This window comes from Streptomyces griseus subsp. griseus (assembly GCF_003610995.1).
In the GTDB taxonomy this organism is placed as follows: domain Bacteria; phylum Actinomycetota; class Actinomycetes; order Streptomycetales; family Streptomycetaceae; genus Streptomyces.
This window is the reverse complement of sequence record NZ_CP032543.1, coordinates 6,895,512-6,916,214: the sequence shown is the minus strand read 5'-3', so window position 1 is coordinate 6,916,214 and position 20,703 is coordinate 6,895,512. Positions and strand designations below refer to the sequence as shown.

The following is a 20,703-nucleotide window of genomic DNA, read 5'->3' as shown; positions in this document are numbered from 1 at the left end:
CCGGCGTCCGCTCAGAGCACCGGCGCGGGCACCCGGCCACCGGTCACCAGCTCCCGCAGCTCCTCGAACTCCTCCTCCACCGCCGCCGCCAGCCGCTCCAGGTCCGCCAGCGCCTTGCCGTCCGCCACCAGGCCCACATGCACCCGGCCGCCGTACGTCGACAGGGCGACGGCCAGCGACTGCCCCCGGGCCAGCGGCGCCATCGGGTACAGCGCGCTCAGCGGGCAGCCGCCGAGGGAGAGCGCGGTGCGCGGCAGGGGCACGCTGGTGACCAGCAGGTCGAAGAGCATCCGGGCGGCGTTCGCGGCGAGCGGTGCGCCGAACCGGTGGGCCAGCGGGTGCAGTTGGTCGGCGAGTACGGCCACGGCCCCGGCGCCCTTCAGCGGTCCGGCCGCCTTGTTACGGTCCATGGCGGCCCGGACCGTCCTGAGCCGCTCCCGGGGGTCGGCCGCGCCGACGGGCAGGTCGAGGAGGTAGGCGGAGAGCCGGTTCCCGTTCACCCCGCCGCCGGGCCTGCGCCGGGAGACGGGGACCAGGGCGCGCGGGTCGGTGGCGGGCGCCTCGCCGCGCCCGGCCATCCAGCGGCGCAGGGCCCCGGCGACGACGGCGAGCAGGATGTCGTTGGCGGTGGAGCCCTCGGCTCGCCGGATCCGCTGGAGGGCCGTGGCGTCGAGGTCCGCGGTGGCCAGCCGCCGGGTGCCGCTGGAGGGTGCGGTGAAGGCGGTGGAGCGCAGGTCTAGGCGGCCCGCGCGGACGACGGAGGCGCCGACGCCCAGGGCCCGGCCGACCTCGCCGATCCGGCCGAGCGCCATGCCCGCCATCTCGCGGGGGTCGGGGAGCCAGGAGCGGGGCGGGACGGCGGGACGGCCGCGGGTGACGGGCCGGGCCGTGGCGGCGGCGATCTCGTCGAAGATCCCGGCGCCGATGGCGACCGCCCGCATCCCGTCGGCCAGTGCGTGGTGCAGCTTGACCAGCACGGCGAAGGGCCCGTCGTCGGCGCCGCCGATCAGATACATCTGCCAGGGCGGCACCCCGCGCCCCAGCGGCTGTTCCATCAGCTCCCCGGCGAGCCGGGTGGCCCCCGCCATGAAGTCGCCGTCCTCCACAGCGACGCGGCGCACGTGCCTGTGGACGTCGAAGTCCTTGTCGACGGTCCAGGCCGCGCCGCCGACGGGCAGCAGGACGTCCCGGACGCACATCCGCAGCCGGGGATGGCGGCGGCCCGGGTGCGGAGGAGGTCCAGGATGTGCGGCGGGGTGGTGCCGGGGGCCGGGGTGAAGACGGCGAGCGCGCCCAGGTGCATGGGGTGGGCGTCGGATTCGAGGTGCCAGAAGGCCAGATCGAGAGGGGCCAGGAGTTCGGTACCCAACAGGGGCCTCATGTCTTCGGGGGGGAACGGCCGTCCCCCCGCAGTCAATCGTTTGCGGTCGGTTACGGTCAAGCACGGACATGTTACGTACTGTTACAGCACGTGGCTCCCGCCCATCACGGCCGCTCGGGGATCAGGAACTCGCACCACACGCACTTGCCACTGCCCCGGGACTCCACGCCCCAGACGTCGGCCAGCCGGTCGACGAGCATCAGCCCGCGTCCGGAGACCCCGTCCTCCCCCGCGTCCCGGCGGCGGGGCAGGGCGCTGGAGCGGTCCTCCACGTCGACGCGCAGCCGGCGCTCGGAGCCGGCCAGCACCCGGATCGTCACGACGGCCCCGCCGTCGGTGTGCATCAGGGCGTTGGTGGTCAGCTCGTCGGCGGCCAGTTCGATCTCGTCGGCCCGCTCCTTCGCGCCCCAGGCGCGTACCGCCGCCCGGATCATGTGGCGGGCCGAGCTGAGCGCCTCGGGGTCGTTCTGGGCGACGTGCTGGCGGAGCCGGCCGCCGGGCTGGGGCGCGTGGGCGGCGCGGCGGCGGAGCAGCAGGAGCGCCACGTCGTCCTGGCCGCCGCGCACGTCGACGGCGTCGCAGAGTTCGTCGGCCAGTTTCTGGAGGCTCTGGGGGCCGTTGGAGACCAGCGTGGTGAGCAGCTGCATGCCCTCGTCGAGGTCGGCGCCCGGCATCTCCACCAGCCCGTCGGTGAACAGGATCATCGTCTGGCCCGGGTCCAGCTCCGCCGTGGAGACCGGGTACTCCAGCCGCCCGAACTCGGCGGAGAGCCCCAGCGGCAGTCCGCCCTCGGCCGGCATCCGGCGGCAGCTCCCGTCCACGTCGCGTACCAGCGGGTCGACATGGCCGGCCCGGACCGCCTGGATGACCCCGGTGGTGAGGTCGACCTCGGCGTAGGTGCAGGTGGCGAAGCGGTCGGTGTCCAGCTCGTGGAGGAAGACGGAGGCGCGGGCCATGACGGTGGCGGGGCTGTGCCCCTCGGCGGCGTAGGCGCGCAGCACGATGCGCAGCTGCCCCATGACGGCGGCGGCGTGGGTGTCGTGCCCCTGGACGTCCCCGATGACGGCGCCGACCCGGCCGCCGGGCAGCGGAATGAGGTCGTACCAGTCGCCGCCGATGTCCCGGCCTAGCCGGGCCGAGCGGTAGCGGACGGCGACCTGCGCGCCCGGCACGGCGGGGATCCGGCGCGGGAGCATCGCCTGCTGGAGCCCTTCGGCGAGGTCGTGCTCCTGCTCGTAGAGCATGGCCCGCTGGAGGCTCTGGGCGATCGAGGTGCCGAGCGCCATGAGGAGGTTGCGCTCGTCGGGGGTGAACCCCGCCTTGTCCCGGTAGAGCAGGCCGAGTGCGCCGATCGGGCGGGCCTGTGCGATCAGCGGCATGTAGGCGGCCGAGGTGATCCCGAGGTGGCTGATGTTGGGCCAGAGGATCGGGTAGGAGGTGGCGAAGTCCTCGGCGGACTCGATGAAGCGCGGGGTGAGGGTGCGGACGACCTCACTCATCGGATACTGCTCGTCCACCCGGGTGAACCGGGTGCCGGGGACGTACGCGCCCTCGGGGCCGTCGGCCACGAGGTGGATGCGGCCGGACTCCAGCAGCCCCATGACGAGGCTGGTGGCTCCCAGATGGGCGAGGCCCTGGGAGTCCTTGAGGACGGCGATGACGTCCTTGACCGTACGGGCGTGGGCCAGGGCCGCCGTGGTGCCCTCGACCAGGCTGGTGCGCTCGCGCCGCTCCAGGTCCAGCTCCTGCCGGGCCGCGGAGTCGGCCAGCTCCTGGGTGGCGTCGCGGACGATCCCGATGATGCGGCGGGGGCGGCCGGTCCCGTCCCGGCGGACGAAGCCCTGGGTGTGGGTCCAGCGCAGGGTGCCGTCGCGGCGCTGGATCCGGAAGTAGGCGCCGTAGTTGGTCAGACCGCTCTTGAGGGCCTGCGAGACCATCCCGTCCAGGCGTACGGCCTCGTCGGTCGGTACGCGCCGCGCGAGGGAGGCCGGCCGGTCGTCGTACTCCTCGGCGGCCAGGTCGAACACGTCGAGGGCGGCCCGGTCCATGTGCATGAGGCCGGTGTCCAGGTCCCAGTCGAAGCTGCCCATACGGTTCAGGGCGAGGCTGAGGTCCGGGTGGGCGGGCCAGTCGTCCGGGAGTGACAGGGCACCCGCTACCCGATCATCCATGTGGGCCACTCTGCCACCATTTGTCCGATTCTTCGAGTGGTTCGTTCCGCCGCCCGGAGCGGTCGCCGCACGGGCTGCAGGCACTCCGGGCGGCGGCCGGTCAGCCGGCGAACGGCTCCGGAACGCGGTCGTCCGCCGGCTCGTCGAGACCGTCGGGGTCACCCGGGAAGACCTGGGTCGGCTCCGGCACCACGCCGGACCCGTCCTCCTCCATCTCCCAGGGCTCGTCGGTCGGCGCGCCGTCGAAGTCGTCCGGCGCCTCGGTACCGGGGTCGGGCTCCATGGGCGGCGGGCAGCCGGGAGGCAGCTCGGCGGGGTCGCCCGAGGGGTCCGGGCACGGCGAGCCCTCCGGCTCGGCGGGGGCCGACGGGGCGGTCTCCGTGGGTCCAGGATCGGTGGGACGGGCCGGGGACGGGAAGAGCAGGTCCTCGCTCGGCTCGAAGGGCGGCGGGTCCTCCGGGTCGCGGTCGCGCGCGACGTCGTCGCCGACGGCCCGTTCGATCCAGGCGTTGTCGGCGGTGTCCACGATGATCAGGCTGCTCGCCGGCCGCGGGCTCGGGTCGACCGCCAGGATCCGTGCGGGGTCGTACCCGGCCCAGCGCTCGCCCCGGTGGGCGACCTGACCCTTCGCGACCACGGGCCGGTCCAGCGGGTTGCCGCAGGCGCAGCGGACCTTCGGCAGCCCCTTGCCGTCGACCAGGACGGCGGTGCCCGCCTGGAGCACGGCCTGGAAGGCGGTGGCGGAGCCGGAGCTGTAGCCGTGGTTGGTGACCTGGGTGTCGGCGCGCAGCACCACCGGGGTGAGCGAGCGCAGATAGCCCGGGATCTGCACGGCCTCGATGCCCGCCTTCTCCGCGAAGGCACGCGCCTTGTCCTGGTCCGCGGTGAGCAGGCGGGCCTGCTGCGCCACATCGCAGGACGCCTCGGACCGGACGCCGCCGTAGAGCCCGGGAACGGCACCCGAGACGCGGTGGACCGCCCGGGGGGCGGAGCCGTCGCCCTCCTGCGGCGAACGGGTGACCGACGGCGAGGGCGCCGGCCGTGCCGTCGGCTTCGTGAAGGGGCCGGGGCCGGGCTCGCCGAGCGGCTGAAGGAGGACGTCCTCGGCATCCGCGGTGCCGGTGGTGCCCTTCGTGGTGCGGTCGGCGGCGCTGTCGCAGCCGGCGGCGGCGAGCAGGACCCCGGCGGCCAGTGCGGCGAGCACAGCGCGTCGGAAACGTCGGGGTGAGCGCACAGAGCTCTCCTGCCTGTCCATGGCGAACGGATGGATCCGTCACCATCTGTGCCGCACCAAAGGACAACCCGCAAGCGGACACCGGACCGGCGAACCCTTCTTGAACACGTTCAAGAAAGCCTCTACTCTCTCCTCAGGAGTTGAACGCGTTCAAACTTAGGGGTGGGGCCGTGACCGTACTGGTCGATGTGATCGTGATGCTGGGCATGCTCCTGGTCGTCCCGGCCGGGCTACGGCTGACCGGGCTGCGGGAGCTGGACGGGATCCGGAGGCTCTGGCCCCTCTTCGCCGTGCCCGGTGCGGTGGCCCTATGGCTGCCGCGCGGCCCTGCCGCCACCGCGCTCGCCTCGTGCTACGCACTGGGAACCGTCCTCCTCGCCCTGCACGGCGCCCGCCGGGCGGTGCGGGACCGGGACCTCTCCCCCGCCGGGATCGCCCTGCTCACCGCGCTCGTCACCCCGGCCGTCGCCGGGCTCGCCCTGGTGGCGGAGCGGTGGGGCCACCAGCTGTTCGGCTTCGAGCTGGGCATCCTCGCCCTGACCGTGCCGCACTTCCACTTCGCCGGATTCGCCGCCGCCCTGGTAGCCGGGCTCGTCTGCCAGGTCACCGAGGGCCCCGCGGGCCGGTTCGCCGCCCTCAGCGTGCCGCTGGGCACCCTGCTCGTCCTCGTCGGCTACTTCATCGGGGACTGGGCCGAACTGGCCGGGGCCGTGGTCCTGACAGCCGGCATGTGGACCGTCGGCCTGCTCACCTGGCGCCTGGGGCGCGAGGAGGGCCGGGACCGGGCGACCCGGCTGCTGCTCCTCATCTCGGCCGGCGTCCTGGTGGCGACCATGCTCCTCGCCCTGAGCTGGGCCGTCGGCGAGGCGACCGGACTGCCCCACCCCACCCTGACCTGGATGGCCGCCACCCATGGCCTCGGCAACGCCCTGGGCTTCGCCCTGTGCGCACTCCTCGCCTGGCGGCGCATCCGCACCACCACCCACTCCGAAAGCAGGACCGCATGAGCACGCTCACCTACCCCGAGGTCGGCGCCACCCGCCTCGGCCCGCTCCCCCGGGGCTACCACCACCTGCACCACCGCACACAGGTCGGCCGGGGCCCGGACGACTTCGCGGCGGCGGGCGCGGCGGTGACCGAGTGGCGGATGCACCGCGCCTCGGGAGCCGGGATCGAGGCCTCGGCCGCACGCGCGGAGCCCGGAGCCTCCGTACGGGTGTCGCTCGGCGTGGGGCCGCTGCGCCTGGGCGTCCCGTGCGAGGTGATCTGGACGGCGTACGGGGAGGAGGGCCGCACCGGGTTCGGCTACGGCACCCTCACCGGCCATCCGGAGAACGGTGAGGAGTGCTTCGTCGTCGACCTGGCGGACGACGGCACGGTCTGGTTCACGGTCATGGCGTTCTCACGCCCCGCCGTCTGGTACGCACGGCTCGCTGGGCCGCTCGTGCCCCCCGTGCAGCGCTGGTACGCGCGCCGCCTGGGCCGGACGCTGCGTCGGCTCGTCGCGGCGGGCTGAACGCCGGCACCGGGCCGATACCGGCAGGGATGGAGTGGCTCTCCGCCGACGGCTACTGGCTGGGCAGGCTGGTCTTCCAGCGGACACCGGCCGTGATCTACCTGGTCGCCTTCCTCTCCGCTGCCCTCCAGTTCCGCGCGCTGATCGGCGAGCGCGGCATCCTGCCCGCACCGGAACAGCTCCGGCGCACGCCCTGGAAGGTGGCACCGGGGCTGTTCCGGCTGCCCTACTCCGACCACTTCTTCGCCGCCGTCGCCTGGGGCGGCTGCGCGCTCCCGGTGGCCTTGATCGCCGGGCTGGACAGCCACCTGCCGCTCTGGGCGGGATGCTGCTGTGGGCGCTGCCCTGGGTGCTGTCTTTGTCGGTCGTCCAGGTCGGGCAGGTCTGGTACGGATTCGGCTGGGAGTCGCTGCTCCTGGAGACCGGGTTCCTCGCGATCCTTCTCGGTACGGGGGACACCGCGCCGCCCGTCCTGGTGCTCTGGCTGCTGCGGTGGCTGCTGTTCCGGCTGGAGTCCGGCGCCGGGCTCATCAAGATGCGCGGCGACGCGTGCTGGTGGAAGCTCACCTGTCCGGATTGCCACCACGAGACCCAGCCGATGCCGGGGCCGCTCAGCTGGTTCTTCCACCATCCGCCCCGGCCGGTCCACCGGGTCGATGTGGCCGCCAACCACATCACCCAGCTGCTGGTGCCCTTTCCTCGGCAAACCGGGCGATGAGCGGCGGCTGCCGCGCCCGTTCGCCCCGTACCACCTGCGACTGGACTGGATGATGTGGTTCGCGGCGCTCTCCCCCGCGTACGCGCGCTCCTGGTTCGGCCCGTTCACCGACCGGCTGCTGCGTGGCGACCGGGACACGCTCCGGCTGCTCGCGCACAACCCGTTCCCGGACGCCCCGCCCCTGCATGTGCGCGCCCGGGTCTTCCACTACCGGTTCACCGGTCTCCGGCGGCTGCGGGCCACCGGCGCCCGGTGGGACCGCACCTACGTCCGGGAGTTCATGCGGCCCGTGTCCCGGCCGCTCCCGCCGGAGCGGGAGGACCGGGACACGGGCCGTGGTCGTGCTGAGCCAGCCTGCGGTAGAGGCGTGCCGAATCGGTCAGTCGATGCCTGGCAGGATGTGCGGCTCGGCGAGGTCGTCCTCGTAGCCGGCCAGCCGGATCGGCGCGGACCTGGCCCACACCTCGATGTTCCGGAGCTTCTCGGGCCGTGCGGTCCGTTCCCCGTACCGTTCGGCGGGGCGCTTCTCGCGCCTGGTCAGTTCTGGTGTCGTCACCGCGCACTCCTCTGTGTCGCGTCACCCGGGGCGGAGCCGACGCTCCGGCTGCGGCGCCGGAGATCGACCGCCCCGGAGTGGGGCAGGGACTTGAGATATGTCGGTCGCGGTGGCGCCGGGTCGGGGCGGGACGGCGGTCGGGTTGCAGACCTGTCCCGGGACGGTCGGGGAACCTTCGTGGGCTCCTCGATGGCGTCCGTTCGCCTCAGAGTAACCAAATGAGCGGCTCCGCGCTCTATAGAACGTGTGCAGTGGGTCACTTTCGGCCACTTCGGGCAACAGAGAACCCGGCCCAGAATCCATCCTGGGCCGGGTTCTCGGCCGCCGCACGGAAGATGCGGTTCCGGTTGGTCCGGCTGGGTTACGCCGATCGAGGCCGGGTCTACCAGTTCGCGGGAGCGTAGTCCTTGAGGAAGCAGCCGTAGAGCGCCTCGCCGCCCTCGCCGCGCACGATCGGGTCGTAGACCCGGGCCGCGCCGTCGACGAGGTCCAGCGGGGCGTGGAAACCCTCCTCGGCCAGCCGCATCTTGTCCGGGTGCGGCCGCTCGTCCGTGATCCAGCCGGTGTCCACGGCCGTCATCAGGATGCCGTCCTTCTCGAACATCTCCTGGGCGCTGGTGCGCGTGAGCATGTTGAGCGCGGCCTTGGCCATGTTGGTGTGCGGGTGGCCCGCACCCTTGTAACCCCGGCTGAAGACGCCTTCCATCGCGGAGACGTTGACCACGTACGCGTGCTTCGCGGCGGTCGCGGCCATCGCCGGGCGGAGCCGGCTGATCAGGATGAACGGCGCGGTGGAGTTGCAGAGCTGGACCTCCAGCAACTCGATCGGCTCCACGTCCTCCACCGTCTGGACCCAGCTGTTGGTGTCGTGCAGGTCGGGGACGAGCCCGCCCGCGTCGATCGCGGTGCCCGCGGCGATCCGGGCCGGGGAGGCGGAGCCGGTGACCAGCGCGAGGTCGGTGACCTCCTGGGCGCTGAGGCCTTCCTTGCGGGCGGCGGGCAGGGCGGCCACCCGGTCGACCGTGCCGCTGCCGAAGGTGCCGATGACCTCGGCGGCGGGCAGCTCGCCCGTCGGCAGCGGTGCGGACTCGGCGGCCACGAGCTCACTGTAGGCCCCCGGTGAACGGCGCACCGTCTGGGCCGCGTTGTTGATCAGGATGTCCAGCGGGCCCTCGGCGGCGACGGAGTCGGCCAGCGCGACGACCTGGGCCGGGTCACGGAGGTCGATGCCGACGATCTTCAGCCGGTGGATCCACTCGTCGCTGTCCTCCATCGCCTTGAAGCGGCGGATCGCGTCGTTGGGGAAGCGGGTGGTGATGGTGGTGTGCGCCCCGTCGCGCAGGAGGCGCAGCGCGATGTACATGCCGATCTTCGCCCGGCCGCCGGTGAGCAGTGCCCGGCGTCCGGTGAGGTCGGTGCGGGCGTCGCGGCGGGCGCGGTTCTCCTGGGCGCAGGGCCGGCAGAGCTGGTGGTAGAACGCGTCCACCTCGACGTACCGGGTCTTGCAGATGTAGCAGGAGCGGGGGCGCTGGAGTATCCCCGCGATCTCGGCCTGCGCGGAGGAGGAGGGCAGGACGCCCTGGGTCTCGTCGTCGATGCGCTCGGCCGAGCCGGTCGCGGTCGCCTCGGTGACGGCCCGGTCATGGGCGGTCTTGGCGGCGCGGCGCTCCTGGCGGCGGCGCTGCTTCACCGTGCGGTAGATCCCGGCGGTGGCCCGGCGTACGGCGATGGCGTCCGGGTGGTCGACCTCGATGCGGTCGAGTTCGTCCAGCACGCTCAGGCAGACGGCCAGCCGCTCCGGGTCGATACCGGGACCGAACTCGTCGATTCCGGGAGCGAGCTCCGGGCTGTCCTCTGTCACCGTCATTGCCGTTCCTCTGTCACCTGTCATTGCCGCGGGTCAGGGGTCACCGCGGGCCGAAACACCCCGCTCAAGTTTGCCATGCGCGCGAGGCTGCTCCGTTCGGGCGGGCCGGGCGGGCGACGGCCCGGACGAGGACCCGAAAACAGGCGCCGGAAAACTTTCTCGAAAAGGCAGGCATGACTTCGGAACGACCGGGAAGGCGACGGTCCGACACATTGGGTGACAGGGAGGGTGACACCATGACGGCGATGTCTGTGCGAGCCACCGGAGCGACGGCGCCTCTGAGCGACGACCTGGTCGGCGCGCGGACCGACGTCGGCGCCGAGGAACTGCCCTGGGTCGAGGACGCCGGAAAGGTCGCCCCCAAGGACGCGCGGGCCCTGTCCAAGGTCTTCTTCGACCGCCTCCAGGTTCTGGAGGAGGGCACCCACGAGTACCAGTACGCCCGCAACACCCTGATCGAGATGAACCTCTCGCTGGTCCGCTTCGCCGCGTCCCGGTTCCGCAACCGCGGTGGCGATGACACCGAGGACATCATCCAGGTCGGCACGATCGGGCTGATCAAGGCGATCGACCGCTTCGACCTGTCGCGCGAGGTCGAGTTCGCGACCTTCGCCGTCCCTTACATCGTGGGCGAGATCAAGCGCTTCTTCCGGGACACCACCTGGTCCGTGCACGTCCCGCGCCGCCTCCAGGAGCTGCGGGTCGACCTCGCCAAGGCGAAGGAGCAGCTCTCCGCCGAGCTGGACCGCGACCCCACGGTCAAGGAGCTCGCCGCCCACCTCGACCTGCCGGAGGAGGAGATCATCGAGGGGCTGGTGGCCGCCAACGGCTACTCCGCCGGCTCCCTCGACACCCCCTCGGCCGACAGCGACTCCGGGCAGGAGCAGCGCGCGTACGCCGATGTGCTCGGCGAGCCCGACCCGGCCATGGAGACCGTGGAGAACCTGCACACCCTGGCACCGCTGCTGGAACAGCTGGACGACCGGGAGCGCCGGATCGTGCAGATGCGGTTCGGGGCCGAGATGACCCAGGCGCAGATCGGCGCGGAGCTGGGTGTCTCCCAGATGCATGTGTCGCGACTGCTGACCCGGATCGTCAAGCAGCTGCGCAAGGGCATGAGCGTCGAGGCGTGAGTCCGCTCACTTCCTGACCTGATCGGGGTTTCCCCGGCACCCGCCGTTCGTCCGGTCGGGCACCTCCTGGGTGCCCGGCCGCTTCCTGTCAGAGCGGCGGCCGCGGCATCTGCCGGGGCCGCCGATCACATATGCTTCCCGACGATCGGCCGGATGGTCTGATGCTGGTCGTCCGAGGGGGTGGAGGGGTTGGCCGAGTCACCCATGGGCATGTCTCTGAAACCTGTGGGCACCGTCGGCATCCCCGCCCAGCAGGACATCACCGGCGACCCCTCCCCCAGCAGCCTCCTGTGGAGCGTCGACGCCACCATCCTCCTGGTGGAGGACGACGCGGGCGACGCGCTGCTGGTCGAGGAGATGCTCACCGACAGCGAGCTGGACTTCGCCCTCACGTGGCGCAAGACCCTCTCCGAGGCCCGCGCTTTCCTGCGCACCTGCACCACCCCCGTCTGTGTGCTCCTGGACCTGCACCTCCCGGACGTCCACGGCCTGGACGCCGTACGCCAGATCCTGGAGTCCGACAGCGACGCCGCGATCGTCGTGCTGACCGGTCTCGACGAGTCCGGCACCGGGCTGCGCGCGGTCGCCGGTGGCGCCCAGGACTACCTGGTCAAGGGGCGGCTGGACCCCGAGGTGCTCTCCCGGGCGATCCGCTACGCCCTTCAGCGCAAGGCGGTGGAGCGGGCGGCCGCCGCACTGCGGTCCAATCAGCTGATCGCCCAGGAAAACGCCCGGCTGGAGCGCGGCCTGCTGCCCGTGCCGCTGCTGCGGGACGACCGGTTCCAGGCGCGCGCCCGGTACGAGCCGGGGCGCGTCCACGGGCTGCTGAGCGGTGACTTCTACGACGTCGTGCAGACCGCCGACGGCGCGGTCCACGCGGTGATCGGCGATGTCTCGGGGCACGGTGCGGCGGAGGCCGCGCTGGGTGTCTGTCTGCGGGTGGCGTGGCGGACCGCCGTGCTGTGCGGCACCCCGCACCTGGAGCAGATCGAGCTGCTGGAGGAGATCCTGGTCGCCGAGCGCTCGGACTCGCATGTCTTCGCCACGATGACCTCCCTGTCCTTCGCACCCGACGGACGGAGTGTGCAGATCGTCCGGGCGGGCCACCCGGGCCTGCTGCTGCGCCGGGGCGAGGAGGTCCACTGGGTGGAGCCGGAGGGCGGTATGGCGCTCGGGCTGCTGCCCGGGATGGGCCGGTGGCACACGGTCGACCTGCCGCTGGCACCCGGTGACGGTCTCGTACTCTTCACCGACGGACTCTTCGAAGGGCGCACCGGCCCCGACAGCCGCCTCGGTGAGGAAGGGCTGCTGGAGATGGCGCGGGCGCACGGGCGGCTGCCTGGCCGAAGATTCGTCGACGCGCTGGTGGGCGGAGCCGCCGAGGGAGCCGCCCCCTACGGCGGTCTTGCGGACGATGTGGCCGTCCTGCATCTGGGCTGGGGATCGGAACTTTCATGAGCACGGAACAGTCCACGCGTACGGACACGAGGAAGGCCCCGGCACGCTCCGGAGCGGCCGCCCGGCTCACGGTGCAGAACTGGGTGCACCTGATCCTCGCCGGCTTCATCCTGGTCGTCTGCGGCTGCCTCGTCGTCGGCGGGCTGGTGCTGGCCCGGATGTCCGACCACACCACCGATCTGGTCGACCGAATACAGCCCGCGCGATCGGTCTCCTTCCAGTTGCAGAACGCGCTGCTGGACCAGGAGACCGGGGTCCGCGGTTTCGCCCTGACCGGCGACGACTCGTTCCTCGAACCGTACGAGGCCGGCCAGGCCGCCGAGCGGGAGCGGCTGGCCCGCGCCCGGCAGCTGATCGGCGGACAGAAGCGGTTCGCCGACGATCTCGACGCGATCGAGACCGCCGCACGGCAGTGGCGTGAGGGCAAGGCCGAGCCGCTGCTGAAGCTGGTCCGTGAGCAGGGGCCGAACGAGGCCGGCGCCTCGGCGCAGCTACAGAGCAGCAAGGCGGGTTTCGACGCGTTGCGGCGGGCCTACGGCGCCCAGCAGGACCACCTCTCCGAGGCCCGGGACACCGTGCGGGCCGACCTGAACGACGCCCGCACCACCCGAGACCAGGTGCTGTTCGCCCTGGTGGCCGTCTTCATCCTGACCGTGGTGGCGCTCAGCGTGCTGCTCCACCGGGTGGTGGGCATTCCGCTGAACCGGCTGCGCACCGCCTCGGACCGCGTACGGACGGGCGCCTTCGCCCTGCGGATCGAGGCGAAGGGACCCTCCGACGTCCAGGCCGTGGCCGAGGCCGTGGAGGACATGCGGCAGCGGCTGGTCGACGAGCTGGACGCGGCGCAGGGCCGTGAGGCGTTGCTCGCCGCGCAGACGCAGGAGCTGCGCCGCTCCAACTCCGAGCTGGAGCAGTTCGCGTACGTCGCCTCGCACGACCTCCAGGAGCCGCTGCGCAAGGTCGCCTCCTTCTGCCAGCTGCTGGAGAAGCGGTACGGCAAGGAGCTGGACGACCGGGGCAAGCAGTACATCGCCTTCGCGGTGGACGGCGCCAAGCGGATGCAGGTGCTCATCAACGACCTGCTGACCTTCTCGCGGGTGGGCCGGGTCCACGACAGCTGGAAGCCGGTCGATCTGGGCCGCTCCCTGGACCGCGCGCTGGGCAACCTGACCGTGGCGATCGAGGAGTCCGGGACCGTGGTCGAGCGGCCCGAGGAGCTGCCCGAACTGCTGGGCGACGGTACGGCGCTCACGATGGTCTGGCAGAACCTCATCGGCAACGCGGTCAAGTTCCGCCGGCCGGACGTCGAGTGCCGCATCACCGTCACCTGCGAGCGCGAGGACGAGAGCTGGCACCTGACCGTCGCGGACAACGGGATCGGGATCGCGCCGGAGTTCGCGGACAAGGTTTTCGTGATCTTCCAGCGGCTGCACGCGCGCGACGAGTACGACGGAACGGGCATCGGTCTGGCGCTCTGCCGGAAGATCGTAGAATTCCACGGTGGCCGGATCTGGCTGGACGCCCAGCCGGATGAGGGCACCCGCATACACTTCACCCTGCCTGCAGCGCCGGAGGCACCTCAGCACACCACGGCGGAGTTCCCCGCTCCGGCCCTGACCGCCAGCCAGCCGGGAGACCCTTCGTGAACAGCCCCGTACAGCCCATCGAGGTCCTTCTGGTCGAGGACGATCCCGGCGACGAGCTCATGACCCGTGAGGCGTTCGAGGACAACAAGATCCGCAACACCCTCCACGTCGTGCGCGACGGCCAGGAGGCGCTGGACTTCCTCTACCGGCGCGGCGAGTACACCGACGCGCCCCGCCCCGACCTGGTGCTCCTCGACCTGAACCTGCCCAAGTACGACGGGCGGCAGGTCCTGGAGCAGATCAAGGGCGACCCCGAGCTCGCGCTCATCCCGGTGGTCGTCCTCACCACCTCCTCGGCCGAGGAGGACATCCTGCGCAGCTACAAGCTGCACGCCAACGCCTATGTGACCAAGCCGGTGGACCTGGATCAGTTCATCGCGGCGGTGCGGCAGATCGACGAATTCTTCGTGACGGTGGTACGGCTGCCCGGTCGTGCGTAGGATCGGTCCTGATCGCCTGGAGTGGGATCTCTCGACTCGGGTAGACGAATGGCGGAATAGGGTCCTCGACGACCTTACAGCGGCGCCTGGCTGGAGCACATGAACAAAGAGGTCACCTCACCACCGGAGGACCCCGACCAGGGTCTGCGGTCTCCTGAGGTACTGCTCAGCGCCGAGGTCTTCGACGGCGAACCGGGCTGCATCGCGCTCGCCCGCGCCCTGGCGGACCGTTTCCTCACGCGACTCGCGGTGGAGTGCCTGGCCCCGATCAGTGAGCACACCCGCAGCGATCTGATGCTGGCCGTCAGCGAGCTGGTCACCAACGCCGACCGCTACAGCCACGGTCCGTACCTCCTGGAGCTGGAGGGCAACGCACAGACCATGAGCGTCACGGTGTACGACAGCAGTACGGCGATGCCCGTGCTCTACGGCCCCGACCCGTCCCGGCTGGGCGGGCACGGCATGGAGATCGTGGTGGCCCTGTGCGACCGGCTCACGGCCGAGCGGGTGCCGGTCGGCAAGCGGATTCGTGCGGAGTTCCAGCTCTCCACCTGACCCGGACACGACGATGCTCCCGGGGGCACTTCACGCGCCCCCGGGAGCATCGTGTCTCCCGGCCTCGACGGTGCTCCGGTCTCAGCCGTCGCCGTCGTCGGCCTGGCGGCCGAACCAGTCCAGGCAGACCACCAACGCGTCGTCGAGTGTCTCCGTGACGCGGTATTCGGCCAACTCGCCGAGGATGGCGCGCGGCACGGTAGCGGCCGGAAGCAGCCGCGTCGACTGGATGGCCCGGGCCAGCGCCTTCTCCCCGTACGTCTCCCCCGCCGGGGACACCGCCTCGTACACGCCGTCGCTGAGCAGCAGCAGCCGGTCGCCGGGCTCCACATGGAACTCCTGGACCGTGTAGTGCGACTCCTCGAACATGCCCAGCGGGAGCTGCGCGTCCAGCTCCATGCGCCGGACCGTGCGGCCGCGCTGGAGCCACAGCTGCGGCGATCCGGCGTCGACGACACCGACCCGGCCGGTCGCCAGCTCGAAGCGGAGCAGCAGCGTGGAGACGTGCGAGGCACCCCGGTGCTGGTCGTACAGCGCCTGGTCGGCCAGGGCCGCCTGGTCCGCGATGCCGATGCCGGCCCGGCGGGCGTTGCGCAGGGCGTTCACCGCGAGGTTGGTCAGCAGCGAGGCCTGTATGCCCTCGCCCATGCCGTTGGTCACCGCGAGCGTGAGCTCTTCGGCGTCGGCCGCCCAGTCGAAGTTGTCGCCGTGTATCGAGTACGCCGGCTCCAACTGGGCTCCGATGGCGAACTCGGCGGCGGTGCAGGCCCGGGCGGGCAGCAGTTGCCACTGCATCTCGGCGGCCAGCGTGAGCCGGGTGGTGCGCCGGGCGCGCTGGTAGACGTCGGTGTCCCGTTCGGCGACCAGGATCTCGTGGCCCAGCAGATCGGCCACATGGGTCAGCTCGCCCACCATGTCCGGGGTCGACCGGGCGGCGGGCAGCCGGACGGTGAGGATGCCGAGGCGCTCGCCGCGCACCGTCACCGGGAGGTAGTGGTCGACCGCGTCGCCGTGCCGGACCTGCTGCTCGCGGGGCTCCTGGCTGCCGAAGGCCCGGCCCTCCGCGCTGTTGTGCAGGGAGAGCGGCTCCTCCTCGCCGTCCGGGTGGTCGAGGCGCTTGAGGACCCTCAGACCGTAGTCGGCGAGATGCAGCTCCACCGCCAGCGCCCCGTAGGCGTCGGCGAGCAGGGTGCGCAGCGTGGTCAGCAGCGCGTGCGGAGCGGCGGCCCTGACGGCCGTCTCGATGTCCGGTCTTCTGTTCACGGTCTCTCGTGCATTCTTCGTCCTGCGACGTGGTAGGGGCCGAAGCCGGGCTGACAAGTAGGGCTGGCGGATGACAGAGTGGACGGATGCCCCACCGTGCCCGCCGCCCGCGCACCCGCGCAGAGGTGTCCGCCGACGCCTCCGCAGCCTCGGAGCTGCTGGAGGTGCTCTGGGGCCGTGGTCAGGAAGCGGCCGCTTCCGGAACGGTATCCCCCTCCCAGCTCCGGGCCCTGCTCGTGATCGAGAAGCAGGAGGGCACCAATCTGCGCTCGCTGGGCGAGGCGTTGGGCTCGCGTGCGCCGTCGGTCAGCCGGCTGTGCGACCGCATGGAGGCGATGGGGCTCGTGCAGCGCGCACCGAGCCCGACGAGCCGACGGGAGGTCGTGCTGCGGCTGAGTCTGCGCGGCCGGGCCCTCCTTGAAGAGTACCGGGCGCTGCGTGCCCGGGAGCTGAGCGCCGTGCTGGAACGGATGGAACCGGCCGCCGTGGCCGCGCTGGCGGAGGGCCTGACGGCCTTCCACGTGGCCGCTTCGGAGAGGCTCTCGCCGGAAACGGGTGCGGCGGACCCCCTGCTCCGCGATGATGTCGCCGACAGCGCCTAGCCTCATCCAGCCCCTGCTTCCGCTTCTCTCGGTACGTCACCGTCGACGGCTGATCCTTCAACCGTTGCGGATCAGATTGTTACCCAATGGAGAATGTTGTCAAATGGCAACTGTTCCTTCTATCGTTATCCTCGTACCCCGCCGTGAGCAGGGACGGAACGAGGCCGACCCGTCCGACATACCGGCTCATGACGTCCGCCCGAACCGCCCGAGGTGCCTTCCGTGCAACCACCGCCCAACGAAGACAGAGCAGTCAGAATCATCACCCGTCAGGAACGGGGTGCTCTGGTCCTCACCGTGTCGGGTGACCTCGATATCGACAGCGTGCCGCCGCTCGGCCGGGCACTCGACGCAGCGACCACGGAAGGCTTCGGCCCCGTCGTCGTGGACCTCTCCGGGGTGGGCTTCGCGGACTCCACCACGGTCAATGTGCTGCTCCAGGGTCAGGCCGCGCTGGGCGGCCGGCTGCGGATCGCCGCGCCCTCCCCGTTCGTCCAGCGGCTGATCGGGATGATCGGCCTCGACAGCGCGATCCCGGTCCTGCTGGATGTCGACGAGGCCATAGACGCGGCCCTGCCCTCCTGACACCCCCGGCCCGGTGACCACGCGGGGTGCGGCCGGGCCGGACCGGCCCCGTCGGCTACCGGGCCGCCCCGGCCGCACCCGGCGGATGGTCGAAGACGCAGTCGCCGCAGAGCCCGCCGCCCGGACAGCGCCAGTACAGGCAACAGCTCCGCCGTCGGAACGCCGGGCCGTGCGGGGTGCCGGTGGAGCGCAGGTCGGGGTGGTCGAACAGCTCGGCCCCCAGGGCGCGGGCCCGCCGCGCCACATCCGGGCGGCCCTGCCCGCGCGACCAGGTGACCAGCTCGCGTACGGCCCCGGCGAGCGCCGACCCGGCGTTGCCCCACAGCAGCTGCGGGGAGATGTTGCCGTCGCGCCGGACGGCCTCGGCCAGCGGCACCAGATGCCCGTACTGGACCTGCTCGCGGATCAGGCCGGCCGTCCCGGGCAGCTCCTCGGGGTCCGCGAGCCACAGATCGTCCGGCGAGGTGCTGAGCGGGTCCCAGTGCAGGGTGTCCGGTGCGAGGCCGGGGAACCGCCCGAAGAGCGCGGCCGGGCCCAGCGCGATCGACCAGAGCCGGGCCGCGAGGCCGAGGTGGGCGATGGAGGCGGCGACCCGGCGTTCGGGGGCGCCCAGCCTCTCCGCGACCCTGTCGACCCGGGCGGTCAGGGGCGCCGTACCGCCCGCGTAAAGCTCCGCCAGCGGCCGGTGGCCGCCCCCGGGGCCCGGCGTCGTCCGCAGCGCGAAGAAGCCTCCCACCGACGCCGCCTGTGCCAGGTCCATGCCCCGCTCCTCACTCACCGCGGTCACCGGGTCGGCGCCGGGGCGCGGCCGGGTCCCGGCGACCGCGCGTACCGGCCTCGCGGCTCACCGTATCCGCCGGTCCACAACTTCTGACGCCCGGGCCCGGCAGGACTACCGTCGAGGGGAGGACCTCGGTCCGACGTCCGTACTACTGGGGCAGTACGCGCAAGTGACCTCTCAAGGACGATGACGCGGCACCCGGACAGGGACAGGGTGGTGTACATGAGCTCCCTCGCGCTGTCTGTGCTGCTGTCACTGATCTCCGCGGTCGCGTACGCGGCCGGGGCGATCGTCCAGGAGCGGGTGGCCGCGCGCCGCGACAACTCCCCGCACGCCCTGGTGCGCAACGCGGTCTGGTGGGTGGCCGTGCTGCTCAACGGGGTCGGCGCGGTCCTGCACGTGGTGGCCCTCGCCTACGGCCCCCTCAGCCTCGTCCAGCCCCTCGGCGCGCTCACCATCGTCTTCGCCCTGCCGATGGCCGCCCTCTTCGTCGGACGCCGGGCCGGGGCGACGGCCTGGCGCGGTGCGCTCATGGCAACGGCCGGTCTCGTCGGGCTGCTGGCCCTCACGGGCAGCACCGACCCGCACACCCTGCGCGGCCCCGAGCAGCTGGCCCTGGCCACGGTGACGTTCGGGGCGGTGGGCGCGCTCATGCTGCTGGCCCGGGCGCTGCGCCGTCCGGTGCTGCGGAGCGCGGTGCTCGCCACGGCCGCCGGTGGGGCGTTCGGTATGGCCTCGGTGTTCACCAAGACCGTGGCCATGGAGTGGACGTCCGGCTCGGTGCGCTCGGGGCTGCCGACGCTGCTGGTGATCGCCGGCCTCGCGGCGGCGGGCCTGCTGCTCTCCCAGGCCGCCTACCGGGGCGCGGGGCTCGCCGCCCCGCTGGCGACGGTGACGGTGGTCAACCCCGTGGTGGCCGCCGCGATCGGGATCACGCTCTTCGGCGAGCACTTCCGCCACGGCGTGGCGGGCGCGGTCCTGGCGCTCTTCTGCGGGGCGCTGGCGGCGGCCGGCCTGGTCCTGCTGACGAGGGAGCGGCTGAGCGCGGAGCAGACCGGGGAGGGGCGCCTGAGGCGCCGGGGCCCGGTGGCCCCGGCACCGGGGGACGGCGGCGGTACGGAGGGCACGACCGCGCGGCCCGACGGGGCACCGGTCGGGCTCGGTTCGCCCCGGGAGGCACCGGTCGCGGTCGGGGCGACGTACGTTCCGCCGCGGCCCCTCGTGCCGGGTGACGCCGTGCCGCGCGTGGGGTTCGGCGGTCCTCGGCGGGCCGGGCACGACCGGCGGGGTGCGGCGTCAGCCGCGGCCCCCCGGTCGGACCGGACGGTTCAGACGCTGACGCCGCCTGCCCTGAGGTAGGCCAGCGGGTCGATGTCCGACCCGTAGCCGGGGCCGAGGCGGACCTCGAAGTGCAGGTGCGGGCCGGTGCTGTTGCCGGTGGAGCCGGAGCGGGCGATCCGCTGGCCCCCGGAGACCGACTGCCCCTCCTTCACATGGAGCGCGGAGAGGTGCGCGTACTGGCTGTACCTGCCGTCCTCGTGGCGGATGACGACCTCGTAGCCGTACGCCCCCGCCCAGCCGGCCGAGACGATCCGGCCCGCGGCCACGGCCTTCACCGAGGTCCCGGTGGGCACGGGGAAGTCGACGCCCGTGTGGTAGCCGCTGGACCAGGAGCCGGCCTGGCGGTAGGCGGTGCCGGTGGAGGCGGCGACGGGGGCGCTCATGCCGGAGTGCTTCACGGCGCGTTCCGCCGATGCCTGCTTCTGCTGGGCCTTCTTCTCCTCGGCCCGCTTCTGCTCGGCCTTCCTCTGCTCCGCCCGCTTCTCCTCGGCCCGCTTCTGCTCGGCCCGCTTCTGCTCGGCCCGCTTCAGTTCGGCCCGCTTCAGTTCGGCCTTCGACGCGGCCGCCAGCTGCTCGGCCTTGCGCTGCTCGGCCTTCTTCGCCTCATCGGCACGGGACCCCGCGGCCTGCCGCTCGGAAGGTTCGGGCCGGGGGGCGGCCTGCCGCTTCTGCGGCTCGGGCGGCGGTGCGGGCTTGCGGGCACTCGCCCCGTCCCCGCCACGCGGCACGAGGCTCAGCCGCTGGCCGGGGAAGATCAGATCGGGGTTGTCGCCGACGACCGCGCGGTTGGCCGCGTAGAGCTTCTGCCAGCCGCCTCGCACCCGCTGGGCGTCGGCGATGCCGGAGAGCGAGTCGCCGCTCGTGACGGTGTACGCGTCGCGTTTTCCCGGTACGTGCGTCGGTGTCGCCGCGGCGGGTAACGTCCTCGGCTGCCGGGGCGGGGCGCTCTGCGGCGCCGGGGCCTGGACAGGCCGGCTGCCCGCGCTCTGCGGGGCGGTGCCGGGCGTCTCCCCGCCCCGGGTGAGACCCGCCTTCACGGAGCAGGCGGGCCACGCTCCGGGGCCCTGGCCGTCGAGGACCCGCTCGGCGATGGCGATCTGCTGGTCCCGGGTGGCGAGGTCGGCGCGCGGCGCGTACTGCGTACCGCCGAAGGCCGCCCAGGTCGGTCCGCTGAACTGCAGTCCGCCGTAGTAACCGTTGCCCGTGTTGACGGCCCAGTCGGCGCTGGACTCACAGGCGGCGACCTTCTCCCACACCTCCCCCGGGGCGGCTCCCGCCGAGGCCGCGGTGATGAGCGGGAGCGCTATGCCCGCACCGCCCGCGGTCACCGTGAGCGAGGCACGGTTGATCCGGCTGGGCTGGTATCTGCGATGCCGACCGTTTGCGGCCATGACTGGGCTCCCCCACTGGCGTTGGGACACGTCGCAAGCGGCAAACGTAGGTCGGCGCGAACGCT

General features: G+C 72.5%; 17 protein-coding genes and 2 pseudogenes. 11 read left to right on the top strand and 8 right to left on the bottom strand.

Annotated elements, in window-relative coordinates:
- Nucleotides 1–11: 11 nt before the first annotated feature.
- The 3 genes and pseudogenes from D6270_RS30935 to D6270_RS30925 form a co-directional block, all read right to left on the bottom strand.
- Nucleotides 12–1,369: pseudogene (locus D6270_RS30935) on the bottom strand (wax ester/triacylglycerol synthase family O-acyltransferase).
- A 116-nt stretch (nt 1,370–1,485) separates the two neighbouring features.
- On the bottom strand, nt 1,486–3,552 hold the full coding sequence (locus D6270_RS30930) for a SpoIIE family protein phosphatase (protein ID WP_109162414.1): 2,067 nt from the start codon (nt 3,550–3,552) through the stop codon (nt 1,486–1,488).
- Between the two features lie 100 nt (nt 3,553–3,652).
- Complete coding sequence (locus D6270_RS30925) at nt 3,653–4,786, bottom strand: DUF6777 domain-containing protein (RefSeq protein WP_109162415.1); 1,134 nt, start codon at nt 4,784–4,786, stop codon at nt 3,653–3,655.
- A 170-nt stretch (nt 4,787–4,956) separates the two neighbouring features.
- Between D6270_RS30925 and D6270_RS30920 the strand changes: the two genes are divergently transcribed.
- The 3 genes and pseudogenes from D6270_RS30920 to D6270_RS30910 form a co-directional block, all read left to right on the top strand.
- The gene (locus D6270_RS30920) at nt 4,957–5,793 is read left to right on the top strand and encodes a YndJ family protein (RefSeq protein ID WP_109162416.1); all 837 of its coding nucleotides are present in this window, start codon (nt 4,957–4,959) and stop codon (nt 5,791–5,793) included.
- Nucleotides 5,790–6,302 carry a DUF1990 domain-containing protein gene (locus D6270_RS30915; RefSeq protein WP_109162417.1) on the top strand — a complete coding sequence of 171 codons (513 nt, stop codon included), beginning with the start codon at nt 5,790–5,792 and terminating at the stop codon, nt 6,300–6,302. The genes D6270_RS30920 and D6270_RS30915 overlap by 4 nt, the downstream gene beginning before the upstream one ends.
- A gap of 29 nt (nt 6,303–6,331) precedes the next feature.
- Nucleotides 6,332–7,357 (top strand): annotated as a pseudogene (locus D6270_RS30910) (lipase maturation factor family protein); the annotation flags it as partial.
- A gap of 42 nt (nt 7,358–7,399) precedes the next feature.
- On the opposite strand, the gene D6270_RS33495 reads toward D6270_RS30910, so the two are convergent.
- Together D6270_RS33495 and D6270_RS30905 are read right to left on the bottom strand one after the other, a co-directional pair.
- The gene (locus tag D6270_RS33495; protein ID WP_202418667.1) at nt 7,400–7,576 is read right to left on the bottom strand and encodes a hypothetical protein; all 177 of its coding nucleotides are present in this window, start codon (nt 7,574–7,576) and stop codon (nt 7,400–7,402) included.
- A gap of 382 nt (nt 7,577–7,958) precedes the next feature.
- Entirely contained in the window at nt 7,959–9,443 is a 1,485-nt protein-coding gene (locus D6270_RS30905) for an SDR family NAD(P)-dependent oxidoreductase (RefSeq protein WP_109162418.1), read from the bottom strand.
- A 236-nt stretch (nt 9,444–9,679) separates the two neighbouring features.
- Here D6270_RS30905 and D6270_RS30900 point away from each other — a divergent pair, with 236 nt between their 5' ends.
- From D6270_RS30900 to D6270_RS30880, 5 genes are all read left to right on the top strand, one after another.
- On the top strand, nt 9,680–10,576 hold the full coding sequence (locus tag D6270_RS30900; protein ID WP_109162419.1) for an RNA polymerase sigma factor SigF: 897 nt from the start codon (nt 9,680–9,682) through the stop codon (nt 10,574–10,576).
- Between the two features lie 204 nt (nt 10,577–10,780).
- On the top strand, nt 10,781–12,034 hold the full coding sequence (locus D6270_RS30895; RefSeq protein ID WP_225976997.1) for a PP2C family protein-serine/threonine phosphatase: 1,254 nt from the start codon (nt 10,781–10,783) through the stop codon (nt 12,032–12,034).
- Entirely contained in the window at nt 12,031–13,680 is a 1,650-nt protein-coding gene (locus D6270_RS30890) for a sensor histidine kinase (RefSeq protein ID WP_109162421.1), read from the top strand. Before D6270_RS30895 ends, D6270_RS30890 begins: the two co-directional genes overlap by 4 nt.
- Nucleotides 13,677–14,120, top strand: a complete 444-nt coding sequence (locus tag D6270_RS30885; RefSeq protein WP_109162422.1) for a response regulator — start codon at nt 13,677–13,679, stop codon at nt 14,118–14,120. The genes D6270_RS30890 and D6270_RS30885 overlap by 4 nt, the downstream gene beginning before the upstream one ends.
- 99 nt (nt 14,121–14,219) lie before the next feature.
- Nucleotides 14,220–14,675, top strand: coding sequence for an ATP-binding protein (locus D6270_RS30880; RefSeq protein ID WP_109162423.1), 456 nt, complete (start codon nt 14,220–14,222; stop codon nt 14,673–14,675).
- Nucleotides 14,676–14,756: 81 nt separating this feature from the next.
- Here the strand turns inward: D6270_RS30880 and D6270_RS30875 are convergent, their stop codons facing one another.
- Nucleotides 14,757–15,938, bottom strand: coding sequence for a PP2C family protein-serine/threonine phosphatase (locus D6270_RS30875; RefSeq protein ID WP_109162424.1), 1,182 nt, complete (start codon nt 15,936–15,938; stop codon nt 14,757–14,759).
- An 86-nt stretch (nt 15,939–16,024) separates the two neighbouring features.
- Here D6270_RS30875 and D6270_RS30870 point away from each other — a divergent pair, with 86 nt between their 5' ends.
- Together D6270_RS30870 and D6270_RS30865 are read left to right on the top strand one after the other, a co-directional pair.
- The gene (locus D6270_RS30870) at nt 16,025–16,540 is read left to right on the top strand and encodes a MarR family winged helix-turn-helix transcriptional regulator (protein ID WP_109162425.1); all 516 of its coding nucleotides are present in this window, start codon (nt 16,025–16,027) and stop codon (nt 16,538–16,540) included.
- Nucleotides 16,541–16,762: 222 nt separating this feature from the next.
- The gene (locus D6270_RS30865; protein WP_204117031.1) at nt 16,763–17,125 is read left to right on the top strand and encodes an STAS domain-containing protein; all 363 of its coding nucleotides are present in this window, start codon (nt 16,763–16,765) and stop codon (nt 17,123–17,125) included.
- A gap of 55 nt (nt 17,126–17,180) precedes the next feature.
- Here the strand turns inward: D6270_RS30865 and D6270_RS30860 are convergent, their stop codons facing one another.
- On the bottom strand, nt 17,181–17,885 hold the full coding sequence (locus D6270_RS30860) for a (2Fe-2S)-binding protein (RefSeq protein ID WP_109162426.1): 705 nt from the start codon (nt 17,883–17,885) through the stop codon (nt 17,181–17,183).
- Between the two features lie 243 nt (nt 17,886–18,128).
- On the opposite strand from D6270_RS30860, the gene D6270_RS30855 reads away from it, so the two are divergent.
- Nucleotides 18,129–19,265: a DMT family transporter gene (locus D6270_RS30855; RefSeq protein ID WP_225976996.1), complete on the top strand. Its 1,137-nt coding sequence runs from the start codon at nt 18,129–18,131 to the stop codon at nt 19,263–19,265.
- Here D6270_RS30855 and D6270_RS30850 read toward each other — a convergent pair.
- Nucleotides 19,235–20,638 (bottom strand): peptidoglycan DD-metalloendopeptidase family protein, encoded by a 1,404-nt coding sequence (locus D6270_RS30850; protein ID WP_109162428.1) that lies wholly within the window; start codon nt 20,636–20,638, stop codon nt 19,235–19,237. The two genes, D6270_RS30855 and D6270_RS30850, sit on opposite strands and share 31 nt — an antisense overlap.
- Between the last annotated feature and the right edge of the window lie 65 nt (nt 20,639–20,703).

Excerpts from the sequence above, each read along its gene's own strand:
- D6270_RS30930 (WP_109162414.1), bottom strand. The coding sequence starts at position 3,552 with ATGGATGATCGGGTAGCGGGTGCCCTGTCACTCCCGGACGACTGGCCC.
- D6270_RS30915 (WP_109162417.1), top strand. The coding sequence starts at position 5,790 with ATGAGCACGCTCACCTACCCCGAGGTCGGCGCCACCCGCCTCGGCCCG.
- D6270_RS30905 (WP_109162418.1), bottom strand. The coding sequence starts at position 9,443 with ATGACGGTGACAGAGGACAGCCCGGAGCTCGCTCCCGGAATCGACGAG.
- D6270_RS30900 (WP_109162419.1), top strand. The coding sequence starts at position 9,680 with ATGACGGCGATGTCTGTGCGAGCCACCGGAGCGACGGCGCCTCTGAGC.
- D6270_RS30895 (WP_225976997.1), top strand. The coding sequence starts at position 10,781 with ATGGGCATGTCTCTGAAACCTGTGGGCACCGTCGGCATCCCCGCCCAG.
- D6270_RS30890 (WP_109162421.1), top strand. The coding sequence starts at position 12,031 with ATGAGCACGGAACAGTCCACGCGTACGGACACGAGGAAGGCCCCGGCA.
- D6270_RS30880 (WP_109162423.1), top strand. The coding sequence starts at position 14,220 with ATGAACAAAGAGGTCACCTCACCACCGGAGGACCCCGACCAGGGTCTG.
- D6270_RS30870 (WP_109162425.1), top strand. The coding sequence starts at position 16,025 with ATGCCCCACCGTGCCCGCCGCCCGCGCACCCGCGCAGAGGTGTCCGCC.
- D6270_RS30860 (WP_109162426.1), bottom strand. The coding sequence starts at position 17,885 with ATGGACCTGGCACAGGCGGCGTCGGTGGGAGGCTTCTTCGCGCTGCGG.
- D6270_RS30855 (WP_225976996.1), top strand. The coding sequence starts at position 18,129 with ATGAGCTCCCTCGCGCTGTCTGTGCTGCTGTCACTGATCTCCGCGGTC.
- D6270_RS30850 (WP_109162428.1), bottom strand. The coding sequence starts at position 20,638 with ATGGCCGCAAACGGTCGGCATCGCAGATACCAGCCCAGCCGGATCAAC.